The 20,299-nt window shown below is 58.5% G+C and carries 17 protein-coding genes and 1 pseudogene; 6 read left to right on the forward strand and 12 right to left on the reverse strand.

Translation table 11 applies throughout. The features are described 5' to 3' along the window. Positions 1-196 precede the first annotated feature (196 nt). Positions 197-1,510, reverse strand: coding sequence for an amidohydrolase family protein (locus NDI56_RS16700; protein WP_310920810.1), 1,314 nt, complete (start codon positions 1,508-1,510; stop codon positions 197-199). Between the two features lie 134 nt (positions 1,511-1,644). Continuing rightward, entirely contained in the window at positions 1,645-1,830 is a 186-nt protein-coding gene (locus NDI56_RS16705) for an exodeoxyribonuclease VII small subunit (protein WP_310920811.1), read from the reverse strand. 352 nt (positions 1,831-2,182) lie between these two features. Here NDI56_RS16705 and NDI56_RS16710 point away from each other — a divergent pair, with 352 nt between their 5' ends. The 5 genes and pseudogenes from NDI56_RS16710 to NDI56_RS16730 all read left to right on the forward strand — a co-directional run. Continuing rightward, positions 2,183-2,317 (forward strand): hypothetical protein, encoded by a 135-nt coding sequence (locus tag NDI56_RS16710; RefSeq protein WP_310920812.1) that lies wholly within the window; start codon positions 2,183-2,185, stop codon positions 2,315-2,317. A gap of 135 nt (positions 2,318-2,452) precedes the next feature. Continuing rightward, positions 2,453-2,965 (forward strand): winged helix-turn-helix domain-containing protein, encoded by a 513-nt coding sequence (locus tag NDI56_RS16715; protein ID WP_310920813.1) that lies wholly within the window; start codon positions 2,453-2,455, stop codon positions 2,963-2,965. Further along, a complete protein-coding gene (locus NDI56_RS16720) occupies positions 2,962-3,414 on the forward strand; it encodes a toxin-antitoxin system TumE family protein (protein ID WP_310920814.1) in 453 nt (150 codons plus the stop codon). The genes NDI56_RS16715 and NDI56_RS16720 overlap by 4 nt, the downstream gene beginning before the upstream one ends. 691 nt (positions 3,415-4,105) lie before the next feature. Beyond that, the gene (locus NDI56_RS16725; RefSeq protein WP_310920815.1) at positions 4,106-4,702 is read left to right on the forward strand and encodes a DUF7437 domain-containing protein; all 597 of its coding nucleotides are present in this window, start codon (positions 4,106-4,108) and stop codon (positions 4,700-4,702) included. Further along, positions 4,699-4,994, forward strand: a pseudogene (locus NDI56_RS16730) (PIN domain-containing protein); the annotation flags it as partial. The gene NDI56_RS16725 and the pseudogene NDI56_RS16730, both read left to right, overlap by 4 nt. 325 nt (positions 4,995-5,319) lie before the next feature. On the opposite strand, the gene NDI56_RS16735 reads toward NDI56_RS16730, so the two are convergent. The 7 genes from NDI56_RS16735 to NDI56_RS16765 all read right to left on the reverse strand — a co-directional run bounded on the left by NDI56_RS16735 (position 5,320) and on the right by NDI56_RS16765 (position 16,164). Further along, on the reverse strand, positions 5,320-5,871 hold the full coding sequence (locus NDI56_RS16735; RefSeq protein WP_310920816.1) for a hypothetical protein: 552 nt from the start codon (positions 5,869-5,871) through the stop codon (positions 5,320-5,322). Next, a complete protein-coding gene (locus tag NDI56_RS16740) occupies positions 5,864-6,484 on the reverse strand; it encodes a hypothetical protein (protein WP_310920817.1) in 621 nt (206 codons plus the stop codon). The genes NDI56_RS16735 and NDI56_RS16740 overlap by 8 nt, the downstream gene beginning before the upstream one ends. Position 6,485: 1 nt before the next feature. Continuing rightward, on the reverse strand, positions 6,486-7,415 hold the full coding sequence (locus tag NDI56_RS16745; RefSeq protein ID WP_310920818.1) for a hypothetical protein: 930 nt from the start codon (positions 7,413-7,415) through the stop codon (positions 6,486-6,488). A 41-nt stretch (positions 7,416-7,456) separates the two neighbouring features. Next, on the reverse strand, positions 7,457-8,050 hold the full coding sequence (locus NDI56_RS16750) for a hypothetical protein (protein WP_310920819.1): 594 nt from the start codon (positions 8,048-8,050) through the stop codon (positions 7,457-7,459). 143 nt (positions 8,051-8,193) lie between these two features. After that, entirely contained in the window at positions 8,194-9,684 is a 1,491-nt protein-coding gene (locus NDI56_RS16755; RefSeq protein WP_310920820.1) for a hypothetical protein, read from the reverse strand. A 119-nt stretch (positions 9,685-9,803) separates the two neighbouring features. Beyond that, positions 9,804-10,973 (reverse strand): hypothetical protein, encoded by a 1,170-nt coding sequence (locus NDI56_RS16760; protein WP_310920821.1) that lies wholly within the window; start codon positions 10,971-10,973, stop codon positions 9,804-9,806. 1 nt (position 10,974) lies between these two features. After that, on the reverse strand, positions 10,975-16,164 hold the full coding sequence (locus tag NDI56_RS16765; RefSeq protein ID WP_310920822.1) for a hypothetical protein: 5,190 nt from the start codon (positions 16,162-16,164) through the stop codon (positions 10,975-10,977). A 65-nt stretch (positions 16,165-16,229) separates the two neighbouring features. Here NDI56_RS16765 and NDI56_RS16770 point away from each other — a divergent pair, with 65 nt between their 5' ends. Beyond that, positions 16,230-17,102: a hypothetical protein gene (locus NDI56_RS16770; RefSeq protein WP_310920823.1), complete on the forward strand. Its 873-nt coding sequence runs from the start codon at positions 16,230-16,232 to the stop codon at positions 17,100-17,102. 935 nt (positions 17,103-18,037) lie between these two features. On the opposite strand, the gene NDI56_RS16775 is transcribed toward NDI56_RS16770, so the two are convergent. From NDI56_RS16775 to NDI56_RS16785, 3 genes are read right to left on the reverse strand one after another with little or no spacing between them, the layout of a single operon-like run. Then, positions 18,038-18,544, reverse strand: a complete 507-nt coding sequence (locus tag NDI56_RS16775) for a macro domain-containing protein (protein WP_310920824.1) — start codon at positions 18,542-18,544, stop codon at positions 18,038-18,040. Positions 18,545-18,567: 23 nt separating this feature from the next. After that, positions 18,568-19,128, reverse strand: coding sequence for a macro domain-containing protein (locus tag NDI56_RS16780; RefSeq protein ID WP_310920825.1), 561 nt, complete (start codon positions 19,126-19,128; stop codon positions 18,568-18,570). Between the two features lie 24 nt (positions 19,129-19,152). Continuing rightward, positions 19,153-20,292 carry an MFS transporter gene (locus tag NDI56_RS16785; protein ID WP_417936029.1) on the reverse strand — a complete coding sequence of 380 codons (1,140 nt, stop codon included), beginning with the start codon at positions 20,290-20,292 and terminating at the stop codon, positions 19,153-19,155. Positions 20,293-20,299: the final 7 nt, after the last annotated feature.

Consider the following 20,299-nt stretch of genomic DNA (forward strand, 5'->3'; position numbering starts at 1 on the left):
GCAATTGAAAGTCGATAGCAAGGCCTTGGTCACGAAAGGTAGGTTTTGAGGCGACTTCGAACGTCCGGTTGGCCGCTGCGTCGGTGCCGGGCTCACAATCAGTAGCCAAGCAACGTGGGCACGTGCAACAGCCCCCCCATAGGTTCGCGCTAGGTTCAGCGACAGTCACGTTGATATTGAGGTCTACTCCACTCTCTCAGCGTAGGATAGTACGTCTGACATCTCGCGCTGTTGCCCGGCGGACGATTCCAGCAATTGGATCGACGACGTTCTGTAATTCACGGTCGGTTCGGAAGACCGTGAGCCGGGCCCGCTTTCCCTCATCGAGTGAGCCGATCTCATCGCCGCGTTTCGAGAGACGAGCACCATTGATCGTCGCCATCTGCAGCACCTCCGTCGGGGTAAAGTCGAATAGTTTGCTCGTGAACTCCATCTCGCGCAGCATAGATGCAGCGTTGAGCATCACGTTGTCAGTCCCAAGTGCGACAGTGGTAGCTTCATGGAGCCGTTCGAGCGGGGGCAGTTCATCGAGAATGACGAGGTTCGAGCGGGGAAGCGCGGCCACACCGATATCATTGTCCGCGAGGGTCTGGTAGTCCTGTTCTCTGGCTTGGACCATGTGAGAGGTGTAGTCAGGATTCAACGCGAGGCTCGCATCGATATCATCAGGGCTGGGTTCGCCTGAGTGGAGCGCGAACACCTTTCCGAGGTCGGCGCAGATGTCACGTGCCCGTTCAGCTTGTTCACCGTATGGTGCGTAGGTGTTGTAACCATCTGCGTTCTCTATTTCGGCTTCGAGATCAGCCTCCTCATCGATTGGGCCGGTGAGAAGTCCCACCGCATCGACTGGCTCCTGTTGATCGACGGTATTGAGATCGTCGATTCCCTGAATCCCCTCCTCTTTGAAATCGACGAACGTTCCGGTTCCAGAGGCGGCCATGAACTCCATCGTTGCTGCCATCGCGGCTCGCTTCTCTTCGCGAGTGGCCGAACTGTTGATCTCGCTTTTCAACCCCGGATCGATGAACAGTTCGTACCACGAGTAGTTGCGAGCGCGCTCGCCGTCCTTTGCGGTCGCGTCGGTGATGTGCGTGTGGGGATTGACGAACGCCGGAACGATGATGTCGTTGGACTCGACACCCTCCTCGGTAATCGACTCGATTCGTCCATCGACGATTTCGAGAGTGCCTTCAATAGTTTCCATCGATGGACCGACAGCGATGGTCCCTGACACCGTCGTCGGTTGATCAGCTTGAGACTGATCGACTGACGCCGTCTCCGTTCCGGGTTCAGTTGCGGTCGACACCGCAGTGGGTGAACTCGTATCCGACGGTCCGGAACAGCCGGCAAACGCTCCGGCAGCCGCGACTCCGCCCAGTGCTTTGAGAAACTGTCGCCTATCCGGGAGCTCCTCAGGGGCATACACTCGCTGCAAACGCCGCTGCATGTCCTCATCGAGATTCCTACCATGGACCCGACGGCAGCCACATCGGGAAGCCTCGTCACTCATTGGTTACTGGCCTCGACTTAAAGTTACGAATCGTCAGAATTATTGCGATTTGTTTAAATTTCTTCGCCATATTATGGACGAATAGAAAAAGTAACGGGAGTCATTTACCACTTTCTGCGCAGGTGTTAATATTATCAATACGCTATCTGCGAGTGGCCCTCACCGTCACCGAGGCCGAGTACGGCCACCAACTTTTCAAGCAGTTCGTCCCCTTCTGCTTTCAGCTCGGTCGCCCGTTCCAGGGAGACTTCACCGGCTTCGAGTTGTTCGGTGATCGATTCGATGCGGTCCGTCTTATCGGCGGTGTCGGTGTCGGGCATAGGACGATGGAGGCGGCCGGGCGAGGGGAGGCATTGCAGCGGGCGAGTCCAGCACAACAGTTGTGCCGGTCCTGTGTGTAGGGTCTGTATGGAGGCCGACACGCTCTGTCAGCTGTGTGAGTCCCGCCCGACACACCGTGACTGCGGGCGCTGTGGAACAGCCGTCTGTCGGCTCCACTATGACGGCGAGATGGGGTTCTGTGCGGACTGTGCAGCCAAGGCAAAGCCCGACGGACGACGAGGGGATACTTTCCGATTGTAGCACTGACCCGACCGAGACGAGTCGGACACTCTCCACTGGCTGCGACCGGCGATTTTGTGTGCCCCGTGAGAGGTGCGGGGAATCCCGAACATGAGCTCCGATTCACAGCCCGTCGGCGAGCGATTCGTGCCAGAACCGACCGATAACCGCGATATCGACGCCGAACACCGGCACGTCCAGGAATCCGGTGAAAACTTCGAGGGTCGCCGATACGGAGGGCGGTAACGAGAACTACCGGCCCCGCACAGTGTAACAGCGTCACGAGGCTGGCGCGGAACAAATGCTCTAATCGATGTGCGAGGCCGGAAAAGAATAATTATTTGAGGAAGTTATTTCTGTTTCCAATGCGTACCCTCCCCTATGACTGAGACATGGGACGACGTCAACGAGCAAGTCAAAACGGACTGGAAAGAAGATACCACGCCGTTCGAGCGGGTGTACGAAATCGTTGAGCAAACCCACGATGGGCAGTCGGCAGCCGAGATAGCCGACCGGGCGCTCGTGAGCGAGCCGACGGCCCGTCAACACTGCAAGTCGCTCGTGAACACGGGTTTCGCCGAGACGGAACAGGACGGCCAAACAACGCTGTACAAGCGACACAGCGACCGGGTTCTGATGTCCCGGATCCGCGAGCTTCGTGAGGAAGTCACTCGGCCAGAACTGCTCGACAGCATAAAGGAAATGAAGACTGAGATACGGCGTTATGAGGACCGCTACGACGTCGTCTCACCCGAAGAGCTCAGCCAGCAACTTGATGCCGACGAGACGGAGGGTTGGGACGACCTCACCGCGTGGCGAACGACGCGGCAGAATCTCGCCGTCGCTCAAGCTGCACTCGCCTATGACGAGGCCAGCCACCAGTTTGCGGTATGAATGAGGACGACCGTGCCGGCGAGTTCGGGCCGATATATCTTCCGGCACTCCAGCGGATTCGCGATCTCTGGCTCGAACTTGAGCCGATCGTCGAAGCAACCTCGTACGATGATGTCGTCGCACCCACGGAACTGCAGGTCAGTCTCAGCGACGGGCTTGGAGACGCTGAGAGCGCTCGGTTCGATATACAATGGAGCGAACTGGGGATGTATTCGTTTCATTACGTCGATAGCGACGACGTCAATTGGCGATTCGACCGGCACCCGAATACACACTCTCCCGAGACACATTTTCATCCCCCGCCCGAGGCCGCCACGACAGCGGCCGAACCGTCCTGTATCGACGTGACGGAGGTCTCACTTGTGACTCGTGCAGTCCACGCGATGTGGCGAGCAGCGTACGAGGGCGATGATGTCGACCAGCTGAATAGCGCATCAAACCCGCCGTGACACGCAACTCACCGGCATTCATCGAAGTCGGGACACTGGTGACGGCCGGCGGTGGCTTCCACCTTCACATCGACGTAGTCGAGTCCGACAAGCAAGCTTGACGTCGCCGCCAGCGGCGATTTTGTGATCCCCCGGACGGGTGCGGGGACACGAACATGAGTGCAGAACCACAGCCCGTCGACGAGCGATTCGTGCCAGCACCGACTGACAACCGCGATGTCGATGCTAAACACCGGCACGCCCAGGAATCTGGGGAGAACTTCGAGGGTCGCCGATACGGAAGGCGGTAACGACGGTTGGCGGACCAACACAGCGTCACAACCCCATGCGCTGCATAACCCTCTTGCCTGGTATTGCATCGTACGAAAGCTATACCTGTGACAGGTAGCTACTCCCGAGTACGAAAATGCCGCTGGAGAACATCCCATCGGTCGAAGAACTGGTCGAAACGACCGGCCAGTCGACTGAGCAGCTCCTGAAAGACCGTGCGGCAGCGTCAGAGATGGCGTGCGGTTCGACTGACGAGTAGAACGGTGTTTTGTTGTCGGATTCCAGCTGGTCTTCCACTGTTGCCCAGGTCGTCTAGCCACCTGCTGGATGCACGACTTCGGTAAGCACCTCGTCGCGGCAGCGTCGGAGCAGTTCAAACACTCTTTACTGTTTCGTTGTAAACTGTAATCAAGAACGAATCGTGTCACGTACCTCAAACCATACCGACGGCGACATTGTCCGCGACTTCCTCTCGATAGCGGATCTCCTCGAGGAGCCACAGCTGGCCCAGCTGTATGCCTACCTCGCTCGTGCAGACGAGGCGACCGTTCAGCATGTGATGGATGAACTCGGTCTTGCCCAGGGAACGGCCTACAACTATGTTAACCGGCTCATCGACGCCGGCGTCGTTACAGTTACCCACGATGAGCAACCACGACGGTACGCCGCCCAAGAAATCGATCTGACCGTGTCGACGGCAGCCGGGGACCGCGAGTACACTATCACGCCGGCGCTAATCGACGCGGTGGGCCGACGCCAGACAAACGCTGACATCGATACCTACATCGACCGTCACGGCGTCGCCGAGCTCGCGACGGCGCTCACCTACGCCGTCGCTCGTGAACGCGGCGAGGTGACCCACCGACTGATGGCTGAGGACCTCGATATCTCGCCGCTGGCTGCGGAGATGATTCTCCAAGCGCTCCGCCCCGTCGTCCACGAGTACTACGATATCGAGGACACAGGAGCGGGGCTTGAGGAGTTGGACGTCGGCAGTGGCGCCGCTGACGACGCGTGAGCCGATTTCAAATCGCCGACACTGGCCTGTTCGTCGCGATGGGTCAGCCGTCGAACAGTCGCTACCAGACCGTTCGCCGATTCGCTCGCCAGAACCACATCACCTTCGTCCTCCCTGAACGGGTATATGACGAGTTGACTGTCGAAGATACCAATGTCGAGACACCGCCCGTCAATGTCGCCATCGACGACGGATGGACGAGATTGCGTCGCCGCTCAAGTTTTCCGAACCCATCGTCTCGCGAGCGATGGACTGGGTCCGGCGGTACATCGCAAACGGTGACGACCGGCCCGGCGCAGCGCCGTCGGTTTGACGCCGTTTGGCACCCGGTCGGGCACCCCCGAGTCCGCCGCGTCGACCAGCCGCCTGAGCTTCGAGGAGGGACTCAGCCCCTTCTGGAGCGTACTCAACCCGAGATGTACGCGAGCGTGACTACAACGTGCAGTTGACGGTAGCTTTGAATCTCAATTTGGGTGACTGAGCCCGTGAAAGGGGAACAGCGATATGACCCAGCAAGCTGGCTATTCGACCATCACACTGACTGAGAATGAGCTACTGATTAGAACCCTCGATCTCTCACCGCTCGGGATTACACGGTCCGATGAACCTAGCTGAGGTCAAAGCAGGTTCTGTTGGATATATTGTTCGATACCCTCGACATCTTCGAGACCGGCCAGATTGTCGAGTGCGGACTCGATCATCGCGATGTCGATCCCTTCTTGATTCTGAACGGCTTTTCCCAGCGACACCAGCATATCGATCTTATTTGTCTCGATATCGAGAGTCATAATTCGTGTGACAACGTTCTTGCCGCTGGGTCCGTCAAGTCGCACGAATGACGAGGGAATCGCACCGTGGAAAAGTGCCGACGCCATAAGGGTGTCTTCGGTAGCGTCCGAAGGGATGTCGACGAGCATCCGCTTGATGAATGCAGCGTCGTCAGGGGCGTCGACTACCACGTTCCGGACGAACGAATCGTCGGACACACGCCGTAAATCTTGATGTTCGTCGACATAAGCTCGAACGAGTTCGATATCCTCGTTGTGGAACTCGGCGGCAATGTCATCGCGACGGACACATACATCGGTACCGTAGTCGCCGGGTTCGAGGGCGGCAAATGGGTCCGAGAGGTCAGGCTCACCCAGACTACCACTGTCGTTCTCATTCATCGTCGCTGAGGAGGAATCTGGTTGCGTTCGCGGTACCTCCACCGTGATACCATGGCGGCTCTTCGGTGATGATCAAAATCTGACCGTTATCCAACTCCTCAACCCGCCAGGCTGGAGTTTCCAAGACCCGGTCCCTGCCGCCCAACACATCTACCATATCCCGCGAGTAGATCCCGAGAGTTGGGAGCCGGTCGATGTCGTCGAGGATCGGGCGCGTCGTCGGAATGACGGGATCACTGTCGGTCGACACGGCGTTGTGTGCAGCGACGTACTCAGGGTCATTTGATTCGGCTAACGAACAGACGAGATCGATAACACTGTCCACGAACTCGTCAGGATGTTCCAACCCTGAGGACTGGAGCGCCCCGGAGAATAAGGTCACGGTGAGCGCTCGCTCCAGTTCGTCCCAGTCGTTGTCGTAGTGTATCGCCACGTCGACTTCTTTGAATGGCCAGCTGAGAGTGACACCAGGTTTTCCCTGATCACTGGCGTCGATCGATTCCAGTTCTGGCGTCTCGAATCCTGCATCGTCCCCGGCGCGAATAACTTCGTTGAGGATATCATCCCGAAGTTCAGAGGTGAAAAAATCCACCAGTATGATCCCATCGGTCATGTCAATCACTCAGCTCATCGTACGAGACGAACTTGACCGTAATATCTCTATCGTCAAACTTCGACTCAACAACATCCCCGATGTCAGAGAGCTTGTCGTAATCGTTGACATTGTCTCGGAACTTCTCGCGGGCCTCGTTGCTGAACTCGAAGTCTGGATCGTTCGTAGCCACTATGATCTCGTCCTCTCCGGCTGCGGCCTGGGTCTCAAGTTTCCGACGGAGGTCCCTGGCCCGCTGTCCCTGGACAAATCCACTATCGTCAGCGAGGTCGCCGTAGTTTTTCGATTCGATTGCCGGCGATTCGAAAGTCTCTCCGTCGATCTCGATACTCGTTTCCAGTTTGGTGTCAATCTCGGAGCCATCCTTTAGATTCAAGTTGGGATCGTCCTGATATCGTGATGGAACGCGGCTGCGCGGCACGTCCTTACTCATGGTGACTTGATTTACACTGACATCACTCCGAGCGATGAGTTTGTCGGCCGTCCGGACTTCGCCGGTCACAGCCTTGTAGCCCTTGAGATTACCTTGCACAGTCATCGCGTCTTCGAGTCCCTCAAGCTCATTCTTGTCGTCGAGGTTGCGGAGTCCCTCGATAAATTCCCCGCGGTCGCTTCCCGGCCCAGTGTCGATGCTCTCTCCGTTTCTGGTCGCCTGGAGGAGCCGTTTCACATCTGTATTGTCTAGTTCGCTCCGGTCGCGACTGATCTCGAAGACAGCATCGACCGGATCGTCACACGGACTGTTACAGACATCGACGTTGAGCAGTTCGACAGCATCGTCGTCCGAGCGCGCCAGTGACTGCTTGAAGAACGCCCGCTCTTGAGCGTCCAACTCATCGTACCGATTGAGCGCCGTCCCCAGTTCCTCACTGTCGACCGCATTACTCTCGTACGCTCTGGTAAAGCGCCACTGGGTTGTGGCGTCGTCCATCTGCAACAGCACGTCGGCGGCGTCTTGATTGGCCCACTAAATCAGTAGATGGACTCCATGTCAAAACCAATCTCATCCGGTGTACCGAGCGAAAGATCGTACCAGAAATCAGAATAGTCGTATCTTTCACGAGAGACGGCCTCTGCGGAGATCGCTGATGCAACCTGTTCGAGGAACTCGCCGAGGTAGGCTCTGTTAACCTTTCCAGCCTCTGTGTTCTTCACCCAAACATCACTTCTGAGATGGATCGCGACGCTCCGGGCATAGTCTGTATCGACATCAGAACCATCTGGCACTTCCCGAAGGCTAACCACAATCGAGAGCGGGTCCAGTGTCTTGGGTTCACCACGTGGTTTCCCCTTGTGATACCTCACACAGTTAGTCCGCTTAACCAACACATCATCTTCGTCAATTCGAATAACGTATCTATTGTTGTCAAATCGTATCTGCGGAATTAGCACTACACCGGATCCGTCGGTTTCCGTCGATTCGAGGAAGTCGGCGGCGGTGAGCCCCTGCTCGTTACCAATGTTGAATTCGTGACTCGATGATGGCTCACTTCCGTACTCTATCGATTCCAGTGGACGATCCGTTTTGTATACGCGTTTCTCGTAGGTCAGTTCGATTGGTGTCACGAACTCTCCAAAGACACCAAACAACTGTTGGCATGTCTCGACGATATCCGCTGTCTTATCCGATATCGTGTTCGCTTCAGACGGTGCCTGCAACTCCCAGCAGGCACAGCTGTCGGAAGAGACACGGACGGCTCGTTCTCGAGTCATTGGTTCGGATTGGTGATTATCTCTGTAGCTCCGCTTTCGGTCACGATGCGTATCTCGTCGGCATGCACTGTATTACGGTCCTCTATCGCATTTTGAACAGTTGAGCGCACATCGTCAAGGTCGCTACTGTCACCCGGGACACGCAGTTCCAATACACTATCACCGTCACTGGGGCGGTCACCGATATCAAGACCGTTTTCTTGTGCACTCTCGAACTTCTCATTGATATCAGTTATTTTTCCCCTGACCCAGTTTTCGGTCACATCGTCACGCGTTCGTGTTTTCACTTCAACATACTCGGTGTCGCCACCACGAGTAACAGCGAGGTCGTATTCGCCGTTCCCCGGTTCCATCTTGACGCGGTTCGTATTATCTGCGTAACGAAGTGCACTGGCCGCTTCACCGCTCTGTCCAGGCACCTGAGTCGGATTGTCCGCAACTTCTTTCACTAGTTCCTCTGCACCGTCGATATTCTCGTGGTCGCCTGCGCGATCGACTCGTTCAGTGTATCTCCGTGCTTCGGCGGTATCAACACCTGACTTTGCGACGTTACTCCGCCAATCGTCAAATCGATTGAATGTACCGAATTGGTTGTCTGTTCCGAGATCGAGGAACGCCTCCTTGGTACCCGAATCCATATCCCGGGCGAGTCGAATCCCGTCCTCGCCAGAGTCAGCGAACAGTTGCTTCAGCGTTCTTCGTCGGTCGGCATCGCTGACATCCTCGACTTGATCGAATATCTCACTCGCACTGATGTCGCTGTTTTCGCTCGCTGCGTCGGCGATGTTGTTGTAGTACCGCTGTTTCGCTAGTGCAGAAAGGTCATCCGCACAGCCACCGGCGGTCAGCGCCAGTGTGTCGTGCTGTGCCACGGAGTGTAGCCGATCACTCCGGAATCTCGGCGGGGCGGCTACCGACGGTGCTCGACGACACGCCGATCCGAAGAAATCGCTCACCTGGTCGGAATTCAGATCGGTGACAAATCCAACGCCGTCATTACCGGTTGTTTCGGTGAATCGACGATACTCCGCTTTGCCATCGCTGTCCAGTCCGTCGTATCGTCGCAGCGCCGTCCCCAGTTCGTCACTGTCGACCGCATCACTCTCGTACGCTTTGGTGAACCGCCACTGGGTAGCGGCGTCGTCCATCCGCAACAGCACGTCGGCGGCCTCGCCGTCGCTGTCGGTGGGTTCGTTCAGCGCTCTCCGGCCACTGGGGCCAGTGTTCTCGAAGAGATCGGTCGCTTCGCTGGCGGGATTGTAGCGCCCGTCGACGTTCTTGAAATGGTTTTTCGTCGAGCCGTCGAGTTGGTCGAACTGGTTCGAGACGCGCTCCCGTCGTGCACCGGGCATCTCGTCAAGTTTGCCAGCAATCTGGCCGGTCTTGACGTTGGTGTCAGGGAGTCGTCGGTCGATTTTTCCAGCCCGCCGGACGGTGCTCGGACTTGTTCCGGTCGGAACGTCGGCTCCCTTGCGAGCGTTCAGCATGCGCTTCAGGAACTTGCTGAGCCCACTCTAGAGGAGACCCGAGGACCCGTCTAGGAATCGTCAGTGCGGCAGTTCCGTTGTACAGAGCCGACTACGAGTCGCTTGCAGAGTCTATGCCGTCACAGAAGCTTCTGTTCGATGTACTGATCGACATTTTCGTCGTCGAGTTCGTTGAGTGTGTCCAGTGTGCCCTCCATCGATTCGAGGTCCTCGGCCGTAAAGTCGTCCTGCTGGGTCACGCGGCCGAGACTAAGCAGGAGTTCGAACTTGCTCACCGTCGTGCCGAGGTCCATAACTCTCGTCACGACGTTTTGAGCGTCCGCGTCGTCGAGTCGGACGAACGACGGTGGAATCCGTCCGTCGAGGAGCGCACTCACCATCGGGTCGTGCTCGGTCGCGTCGGCCGGAATGTCCGCGAGCATCGCTTTGATGAACGTCATATCGTTACCCGGGTCCTCGTCGACGATGTTCCGGACGAACCGGTCTGAGCCGATCCGTCGGAGGTCACGGTTCTCGTCGACACGAACGTGGATGAGTTCGATATCTTCGTTCGGGAACGCCTGGGAGATGTCATCGCGGGGAACACACACGTCGGCCCCGATATCACCGACATCGAAGGCTGCGAACGGGTCGGACAGTCCGTGTCGCCCCGACTCCGACGTATCCCTCCCATGGTGAAACGACGCGCTCTCGATGAATTCGGCATCCGTCGGAGGTCGCCAGCCGCCCCACGGTTCCTCGGATTCGACGACGACGGTCTTCCCACCGGAAAGCTCCGCCGTGTACCACGGCGGCGAGTCGAACATCGCGTTGAGACCGCCGAACTGGGCCAGGACGTCGTCTGAATACACGCCGAGTATCGGCGGGGACTCAACAGCATCACCGATTGGACGGTCGCGTGGAACGACAGACATAGAACGTCCCTCAGAATCGAAAACTGGCGTATACGCCGCGTCAAGCTTCGTCGCAAGTCTGCAGACAAGTTCGAACAATACACTCATCGCGCGGTGATATGCCGCAGCGTCGTTCCATACACTCGGATAAATTTTCTCTCCGAGGCCCATATGAACCGCTGGTTCGTCGGGCCCGGTAGTCCCATCCATTTTTATATCAACCAAAATGGTCCAATTTTCATACGGTACCTCAAAAGTAACGTACCCTTCGGATACTGTCTCCTCCACTTCGGTGACATCGAATCCTGCTATTTCGAACGCATTGATTGTCGAATCGACGAGATGCTCGGATGGGGCCGGCTCGTATAATCCGAGAATCACCTCTCCATCGGACATACTATCCCTCTAAATCATTGTAGCTAGTAAAATCTACCGTCACTTCGCTGTCGGAACTTGACGACTTCACTTCGTCTTTTATTTCGCTTATTTTACCCATATCGCGAAGTCGGTCGCGATACTCATCAGTCGTCACAACCACGAGCGTATCTTCTCCTTCTGAGACCTGTGATTTGAGTTTCTTTTTAAGTGGGTTTACTTCTCGCCTATTGATAATGAAATCACTTTTATCTCCAACTTTGAGATGTTTAGACTCAATAGCTGGTGAATCCAGATTTTTTCCATTGACCTCTAGCTCACCATCTACTTTAACGTCAATATCTGTATTACTGTTTGGTGCGTTTTCAATATCTCGGAGTGACTTTTGCATATGAATATTGTCAGCTTGGATACCGTTGTTGTCGTCAAGCACCTTCTTTGCGACATCTGTTTCACCAGCTATCTCTTTGTATCCCTTGGTGTTCCCCTGTGCATGGCGGAGCATATCTTTGACCCCCGTTACACCGTTTTTGTTGAGTGAGTCAACTGTTTCCTGAACGCTTCCGGCGCCTTTGGTTGCCGGACCGTACGATACCTCGTCAGCTTGGTCATACGCTTTCAGGACGTCCTGCGCTTGGGAGTCACTCAATCCATCGGCCTCGTCCGTGTACTCGTAGACCGCTCGTATCGTCCCGTGGCACGGGCTGTTACATACATCGGTCGACATCAGCTCCGGCCCGTCAGTGCCGGTCTGCTCAATGACCTCGTCGGCGAACTGCTTCCCGTCAGCATCCAACTCATCGTACCGGTTGAGTGCCGTCCCCAGTTCGTCACTGTCGACCTCGCCGCTGTCGTACGCTCTGGTAAAGCGCCACTGGGTCGCGGCGTCGTCCATCTGCAGCAGCACGTCGGCGGCCTCGCCGTCGCTGTCGGTGAGGTCGTTCAGCGCTCTCCGGCCACTGGGGCCGGTGTTCTCGAAGAGGTCGGTCGCTTCGCTGGCGGGATTATACTCTCCGTCAACCGAGTCGAAGTGGTTTTTCGTCGAGCTGTCGAGTTGGTCGAACTGATTGGAGACGCGCTCCCGCCGCGCGCCCGGCATGTCGTCGAGTTTGTCCGCGACCCGGCCTGTCTTGACGTTAGTGTCGGGAAGTCGTCGCTCGATTTGCCCGGCCCGGCGGACGGTACTCAGGCTCGTTCCCGAGGGCACGTCAGCCCCATCGAGCGTGCTCAGCACCCGCTTCAGTTTCGGGAATTTGCTCAACCCTTGCTGGAGCACGCTCGATGAACCGCCCGTAACTGCCCCGGGCCCGACCGTCCCGGCGGCGTAGCCCAGCGACCAGCCCCCACCGAAGGACGTGTAGTACTGCTCACCTCGGTCGAAGGGGTTGCGGGTCTCGTGTTGGTCCCGTATCTGACGGGACATCATCTCGGGCAGCTTCGTCAGGATGACCGGGTTGTTCGCAATCATGATGCCGAGCTCTTTCATCTCGTTGGCGTACCCCGTAGGATCGGTCGCCAGCTCGACGATACCGGTGACCGTCTCACCTGCCACTGTCCCGGCGCCCGAGGCAAAGCCCAGCCGAGAAATATATTTCTGTTTGGTGGTCCTGATGCCGATTTGCGAGTAGACGTCGGCCATCTTCCCGAACGAATCCGGGCCGCTGACTTCCTGCCGACGCTCGTTGCCGTGGGTGTCTTCGACTTCGACGTCGACTGTCGTCGGCGATATGAGGCCCGAAAAGACCTGGCCGAGTGTTCCGCCCGGTGTCCGTTCGATACTGAAGTCCCGCGTGAACGTCATCGCGCCTCTTCCCTCACCGTCGACGCTGCGCTGCGAGCTACCGTTCTTGTAGATACCGACGTCGTCGACGCCGCTCTGGTCCCAGACGCTGAGTGTCACCTTGTACTCCGTCCCACGCCCATCCGACCAGACCTCCAGCGGCTCGATAGTCGGCGCCGTGTGGTCGTGGATGGTCGGGTCGTAGTCGTTCGAGACCTCGTCGTAGTCGTCGCTCCCGTCGCGGTCGGAGTCGGCGGCGGTCGGACTAGTCCCGAGTCGGCGCTCCTCGTGGTCCTCGAGTCCGTCCCCGTCGGTGTCGGCCGACAGCGGGTCCGAACTGACGTTCAGTTTCCTGAGTACGCCGAGGGCGTTCCCACCGTTCTGACGGGCGCTGACGAACCGTTCGGCCCTTGAGGGCGACCGCGCGAGATAAGTGTTCCACCCGCGGTACTCCTCGGGGTCGGTGAGTTCGTCACCGTCGCTGTTGACCGCATCCGGGTTCGAGTTGGCGACGGCGATACTCGTCTCCAGCGAGCCGTTGACGACCTCCGTCTTGTAGACGACCTCCCGGCCATCTGGGATGCCGTCACCGTCCGTGTCGGCGTCGTACGGGTCCGTCGAAAACGTCGTTCCGGGCCCTGTCGGCAGTGTCCAGGTCTGATTCTCGACGACGTCGCGGATACCGTCCCCATCGCTGTCGAACGTCTCCCGCGGGATAGCCTGGGCCCGCATATTGGTGCCGTCGGCCGAGAAGCTGACGTTGGCCGGGCCGTGGGCGAGCGTCGAGACGTTGACAACCGTCTGAACGGTGCCGACAGTGCCGATGGCGAGGTCTTTCGAGACCGTCCCGCCGTCGGCGCCGGTCACGTCCACACTCGCCTGTGGGTTGACGTCGGTCTGCTCTGTCTGGTAGACGACTACGAGGTCGTCAGTGCCGGCGGCTAGGTCGTGCGTGACGTTCGCCGTACCCGAGTCACCGGTTGTCGCGTTCGTCGCGTTCTCTTCGGGATCGCCTGGAACATGGATGGTGATTTTCTCATCCATCACCAGCGACTCGTTGTTCGGGTCGGTCGCACGGCCGGAGAGAGCTTGCCAGGCATCGACGGTGCCGGGGCCGCCCGCTGGTACGTCAGAGGCGTCGTTGAACGCCGGCTCGATAGTGATACTCTCGTTCGTGAGGCCGCCACGGAAGGCACCACCGTCGGTGCGCTTGGGGTTCCAGTGCCAGTTGATGTAGGTGCTGTTGACGTAGTCCGGCGGGTCGTCACGGACCACCCATCGTCCTTGATCTATCGGCAGCCCATCGAACGCCATGGTGACTGCGCCAACGGAGTCAGTATCCGGATGGTCATGCAACAGGACGAGACTCAATCCCTCCGGGCCCGACCAGAAGAACAACTGACTCTTGTCCTCCTCGAAAACCGGGAGCACCGAATTCACTCTGTTATTCCCATAATTATAGAAATCCTCGATGGTCTGGCCGTTGCTCAGCGGGACGACCTCGTAGGAATCATCGCCCTGTTCGATGGTGATTTTCCGCGTGGTCGGTTCCCCGCCCAGCACGACCGTCTCGTTGGTAGTCAGGTTACAGGCGTTGCGACACCGGAACGAGTCGCTGGCGTTGAGGTCGATAGGGTCACCGATGCCGAGGCTGGTCGCGCTGACCCACTCGTCGGTGTCCAGCACGGTGAAATACGAGAAGTGCTCGACAGTGGCTGTCGCGGTGCCGTTTTCGATAGTGGTCTCGACTTTGCTCCAGGTATCCTTTGAGGAGCCGTTCCAGGTGTAGATAGAGTGATTCTGGTACTCGGACTCGGGGACCGACGCGTCGACAGGCAGTTCGACCGTTGCGTTCTCGAATGCCGTCCGGTTCTCCAGCCGTATGGTCGGGCCGGCACTCGCTGTGGTGTTCTCGAAGAACTCGGGCTTGGCTTCCATGGTGACGTTGCCGGCCGATCCGTTCGTTCGGAGCGTCACGGTAGCCCCAGTCGTCTCGTTGTCCATCGTCGTCTCGAAGGTCTCGTTGCCGTCGAGAACGCCGTCACCGTCAGTATCGTTGTCCAGGGGGTCGGTCCCGAGTTCGAGTTCTTCGTCGTCATCCAGCCCGTCGGCGTCCGTGTCAGGCAGGGTCGGGTCCGTCCCCAGTTCGAGCTCGCGGCTGTCGGTCAGCGAATCCAGGTCGGTGTCAGGCCGGTCGGCGAGGGTGCCACGTCGGGCTTCCTCGGCGTTAGTCAGTCCGTCGCCGTCGAGGTCCCCGGCGCCGTCAGCTGTGCCATCAGCGTCGGTGTCGGCCGACAGCGGGTCGAACTGCTCGTTGCGCGCCTCGAACCCATCATCGAGTCCGTCGCCGTCCGTGTCGTTGGCCAGCGGATCTGTCCCGAGTGCATACTCCCGGTAGTTCCCGAGCGTGTCCCCGTCGAAGTCCTCCATGCCGTCGATGATGCCGTTGTCCGCGGCGATGACGTTCGTCTCGTTGGAGGCGCTGTCGTTGTCGTACGGGTCGGTCCCGGTGACGTTGCGCTCGTAGAAGTCGGGGAGCCCGTCGTTGTCGGCGTCGTTGTCGAGGTAGTCGGGCATCCCGTCGTCGTCGCTGTCGTTCGTTCCCTCGACGCCGTCGGGCGTCCCGTCGCCGTCGGCGTCGGTGTCGAGCCAGTTCGGTGTGCCGTCGAAGTCGACGTCGTGGGAGTAGTTCTGGCCGTCTAGAGCCTCTGTCTGGGTGGGGATGGTGTCGCCGTCGTCGTCCGAATCACGGTAGTCCGGCGTGCCGTCGCCGTCCGTGTCGATGTCGCCTTCGCGGATATCTGGGATGCGGTCGCCGTCACTGTCGGCATCCCGGGCGTCGATAACGCCATCGCCGTCAGTGTCGATGGGCTGGCCGCCATTGGTCTCGTTCCAGTCGCCGATCCCGTCGCTGTCGGTGTCGTTGTCGAAGGCATTGGTTCCCAGCGCAATTTCACGGGTGTTATTCAGCCCGTCACCGTCGCTGTCGTCGCCGGACGGTTCGACGGCGTTAACGTAGAGCCACTGGACGTCGCTGATATCGAGTCGGCCGTCACCGGTGAAATCGTAGAGAGAGGAGTAGTTAGTGACCGTGGAATCGTTGAAATGCGAGAGCAACGCCTGGCTGTCGACGACATCGAAGCGACCGTCGCCGTTGACGTCCTCGAAGCGACCGTCACCGTTTGGGTCCGTCGGTGTCGCCGATCCCACAACAGGTTCAGGCGTCACAGCCTTGTTCCCGGCGGCCATCTCGGTGCCTGAGTTCCCAGCGCCGGTGCCAGTGTTCCCGGCCTGTGCGAACGCGCCAACCGGGATCGCCGCGGCGACCGGACTCGTCACGAGCAGCACGGTCAGAATCACGGCCAAGAGTGGTCTGGCCTGGTCGCCAACGAGTTCGATACCGTCAAGCTGCCGCGTAGAATCCTTAGGCATTAGCTAGTATTATATTTTACGATTATTTCATGATATTTAATACTGTCCAAAATGGACGTGATGACATGTCAGGGTCAGTTACAGATTTGATGGGTGCCGTGATGGTGTGTACAGTGGTGATGGTGAGCGCCGGTGTCGTCTCGGCCGCCGGGCCGACGGCAGTCGACCTCGGGCCGACCGACGAAAGAGTCTCGGCGGGGACGACAGTGGACTACGAAGTCGTCGTGGCCAACGCTAGTCGTGGCGTGGGGTCGGTCGATGCGACGGTAGCTGTCAACGATAGCAGCGTGGCGACTATCGAGAATATCACGTACCGCGGTAACCCGAGCTACGCGAACCAGCCTGCGGGCGGTAAGTCGGCCGACCTCTCGGCCACGGGAATGGATACGCTGGACAGCGGACGGGTCCAAGTCGCCACCGTGACGGTACGGTCGGAAACTGCCGGGACTGTGGCCGTGTCGATCACCGTTTCGGCGCTGGGCGACGAGAACGGCAGTTCATACTCGGTCACGGAGACCCAAGGGCGGACGCTGACGGTCGAATCCGACTCCACGGATGAAGGTAATGGTGGCGGCGGTGGCGATGGCGGCGACGGTGGCGATGGCGGCGGCGGTGACGATGGCGGCGACGGGGACGATAGCGATGGTGGCGATGGCGGCGACGATGGGACAACCTCGACGCCGACATCCACAGCCACGCCGACTGCCACCCCCGTCGACACTCAGACCCCCATCGACACTCAGACCGAACAGCAGTCGACTGAATCCGTCGAGGGCACCGACACGGTCACCGGTGCCCCGTCGACTGCGACTGGGCAGTCCTCACCGACCACGACCGCGAGTGAGTCGACCGAAGGTGGGTCCCTGCCGCTTCTCCCGATAGCTATCGTTGGAGTCTGCCTCGCCGGCGTCGGTGCCGTACTCTACTACCGCGACTGACGCCCGTGTGGTAGTTCTTTCAGTGACCTATTCCGCCGTAGGTGTCCCGTGTGATATCGGCAGTCGGAGAGCTGTGAGAGCCAGTACAACAGACCAGAGTAGTAGTTACACTTCGATGATGGGGTGTGCGACGACGATGTTAGTATTGGCCCACTATATCCTGAACGCCCCACGGCGCTGGCAGCCGCTCAGTGACATCTCCTCGCTGCGTTCGGAGCGGGGTCGCTGCAGGGACCACAGCGTGCGCCAGCGCCGGACCCCTTTCAGTCCCGCCACGGACAGCACCGCAGAACCCTCGCGACTGGGGCTGTTGCAAGTTCTGCTTCCGACCATTCCGAGTCAATATGGACGCCGAGGTCAATATCTCGCGAACCGATGTATGGACGGCCATGTGCCTCCTGGAATCCGTCGGTGACGTGTAGATGGACGGCCAATCCACCGAGTAGACACGTTGGAGGTTCAGCTACTGCAATAACATCCTGAAGCTCTGTCTCCGAGAGTGTCGCGACGGCTTCGGCGTATTGGCTCTAATCCGCGTTACTCATGGTTCACACCATGATGAGTCTCTATGAGCCGGTTCGCGGCTTCAACTGCAGGACCATCCTCGTCGAGGAGATCGACGATCAGCTGTGGGACTGAGACAGTCGTGACATCGTTGATTGTCTGTGCATTATAGAAGACGTGTTCGTCAGTTGCTCGAAACTCCGGTTTCCACCGCCGTTCAAGCCGTTCTCTTCGATGATGTCGAGCCACGTCGGGATATTATCTTCCCGGACGTAGAGGTCAGTCGAGGAACTGAAAAGAAATCCCTCGTGGACCTGTTCGGCCCCCTACGTCGTGAGTGCATAATCGAGGCCAGCGTCGCTCGTGCTGCTCGACCCCTGGTGAATCACTTTCAGCCTCCTGAATAGAGAACCCTCTCCTTGATAGCCTTGTTACGAATGCAACCGGTCAGCGATTTCTGTGACTATCTCGTACTCTTCAGCAGAATACGCAATCACGTCTATATCGGTCACCGACGTCGACTCGTACTGCCAGAGTTCCTCACAGATGAGCCGTGCCCCTGTTTCGAAATCGAACCCGGCGGCGCCAGTCCCAAGAATTGGGAGGACCAGCGAGCGACACTCCAGTTCGTCGGCCCGTTCTAGCGTGTTCCGAGTAGCGGTCCGAATGCTCTCTGGTGTTGCTCGGCCGTCCCCGTAGTGGGGCATCGCAGCCGCGTGGATGACATAGTCGGCAGCCAGGTCGTACGCATCAGTGGCCGCGACCTCTCCCAATTCTACTGGCCCTTTCGACATCGCTTCATCGTTGATCGGCCCATTCGTTGCGCGTCGCAGTGCGCCGGCGACACCACTGCCCATTCTGAGACTTGTCCCGGCCGCGTTGACCAACGCATCAGCCTCCTGTTGTGCGATATCACCTTGGATAACCGAGAACTCCATACGCTAGCTTCGACTATACACTTTCAAAAATCTGTGTCTTGACAAGTCCGGTAGAACATCGCTGCAATCCGTGTGAGGCCGCTGAATTCCTTTTCACTATTAGTGATAATGCGGACATCGTCGAGGGTAGTCGTATCGTGTTCCCTCACGACCTCACAGACAATATGTGTCCCTTCCTTGAATTCGAATCCAGCGGTTTCAGTACCGATGACTGGGATGACGAGTGACGCCCCATCGAGTTCGTCAGCAGCGGATAACGTCGATCGCGTCGCGCCTCGTATGCTTGCTGCAGAGGCTTGTTGACTACTGAGGCTCGGTGTAGCCGCTGCGTGGATAACGTACTCCGCATCGAGGTCGCAGGCATCGGTCACCGCTACCTCGCCAAGCGGAACTGGGCTCTCCGATTGGGCCGCAGATGCGTGCGATTCACCACCCGCACTCCGAAGGGCTTCAGCGACAGCGCCCCTCATCTGGAGGTTTGTCTCGGCTGCACTCACCAGAAAGTCGGCCTCCTGTTCCGCGATATCGTCATATACGAGAGAGAACTTTATATCAGGAAATTGAATAGTTCTGTAAGTTCTCAAATCCAGCGCTGTCCCCTGGATTGCTCACCGAATCTGTCCAACTTTCCAGAGTAGTAGTCCAGTCGCGGCGAGGCCAGCTATCCCGCCAGCGACGCCGAACACGCCGGCAATCCCGACCAGCGGGACGAGCGGCCCGAAAAGCAGTGGAGAGACAAACTGGCCAGTGTATCCGAAGGAGGCTATGTACGAGCTAAACTGCCCTTGTCTGTCGGCTGGTGCGAACCGTTCGACCAGCGCAAACGTCGAGGGGAACACGAGTCCGATTCCCAGTCCGAGCAGGATGACGGGGAGCAGTGCGCCGATGGGTGTTTCCATGACGACCGCGAGACCGAATCCAAGTAGCCAGAACAAGAACGCGATAGTGATCAGTGACGTGCGGGTGGCGCGGGTGAGGAGACGGTCGTAGAGAGCGGCTGAGACACCGCCTGCTGCGCCGTTGGCGGCCAGATAGAGACTGATTGCGAACGACGATGTCACCCCGACTGTCGAGAGCAACTGTGGATAGAACACGACGACTGCGTAGAGAAAGACGTTGGCCCCGAAGTACAGCACGTACACGAGTGCGAGCGGTGGCTGACGCTGGAACACGGCCAGCGTCGCTCGTACGCGGTCACCCAGACCCGCTGGTGTGTTCTCCCCAGGTTTCGAATCGTCGAGCGAATCTGAACTCTCGGCCGGTTTCGGAATCGTCAGGACTGCTACCAGCCCGAGTGGAAGCGCAACGAGATAGACACCGAACGGCAGGTTCCAGGCGATGGTGCCTGCTGCACCGCCGACCAGGGGCCAGACAGCGGCACCGGCGCTGTTGGCGCTGCTTCGATACCCCAGTGCACGTTCCATCGCCTGCCCCTCGTATAGGTTGTAGATGAGCACGGTTATCGAGGTGTAGACCGCTGCCGTCCCAATCCCGAGGACCACCCGTGACAGTAGTAACGTGGTGAATGTATCGACGAACAGGCCTGCACCGCCACCGAGACCGTAGATGATGAGCCCGCCCACGAACGGTCGCCGTGGCCCTACCCGGTCGATTAGCGTCCCCATCAGCGGGCTTGCAAGAACAATCACACCGCCGTGGGTCGTTATGATGAGTCCAGCTGCGGTCCCCGAGACGCCCAGCTCAGACTGAATCTGTGGGACGATTGGACCGAGAATCGCCCCCGCCATCACCGTC

This window comes from Halomicroarcula saliterrae (assembly GCF_031624395.1).
GTDB classification, from domain to species: domain Archaea; phylum Halobacteriota; class Halobacteria; order Halobacteriales; family Haloarculaceae; genus Haloarcula; species Haloarcula saliterrae.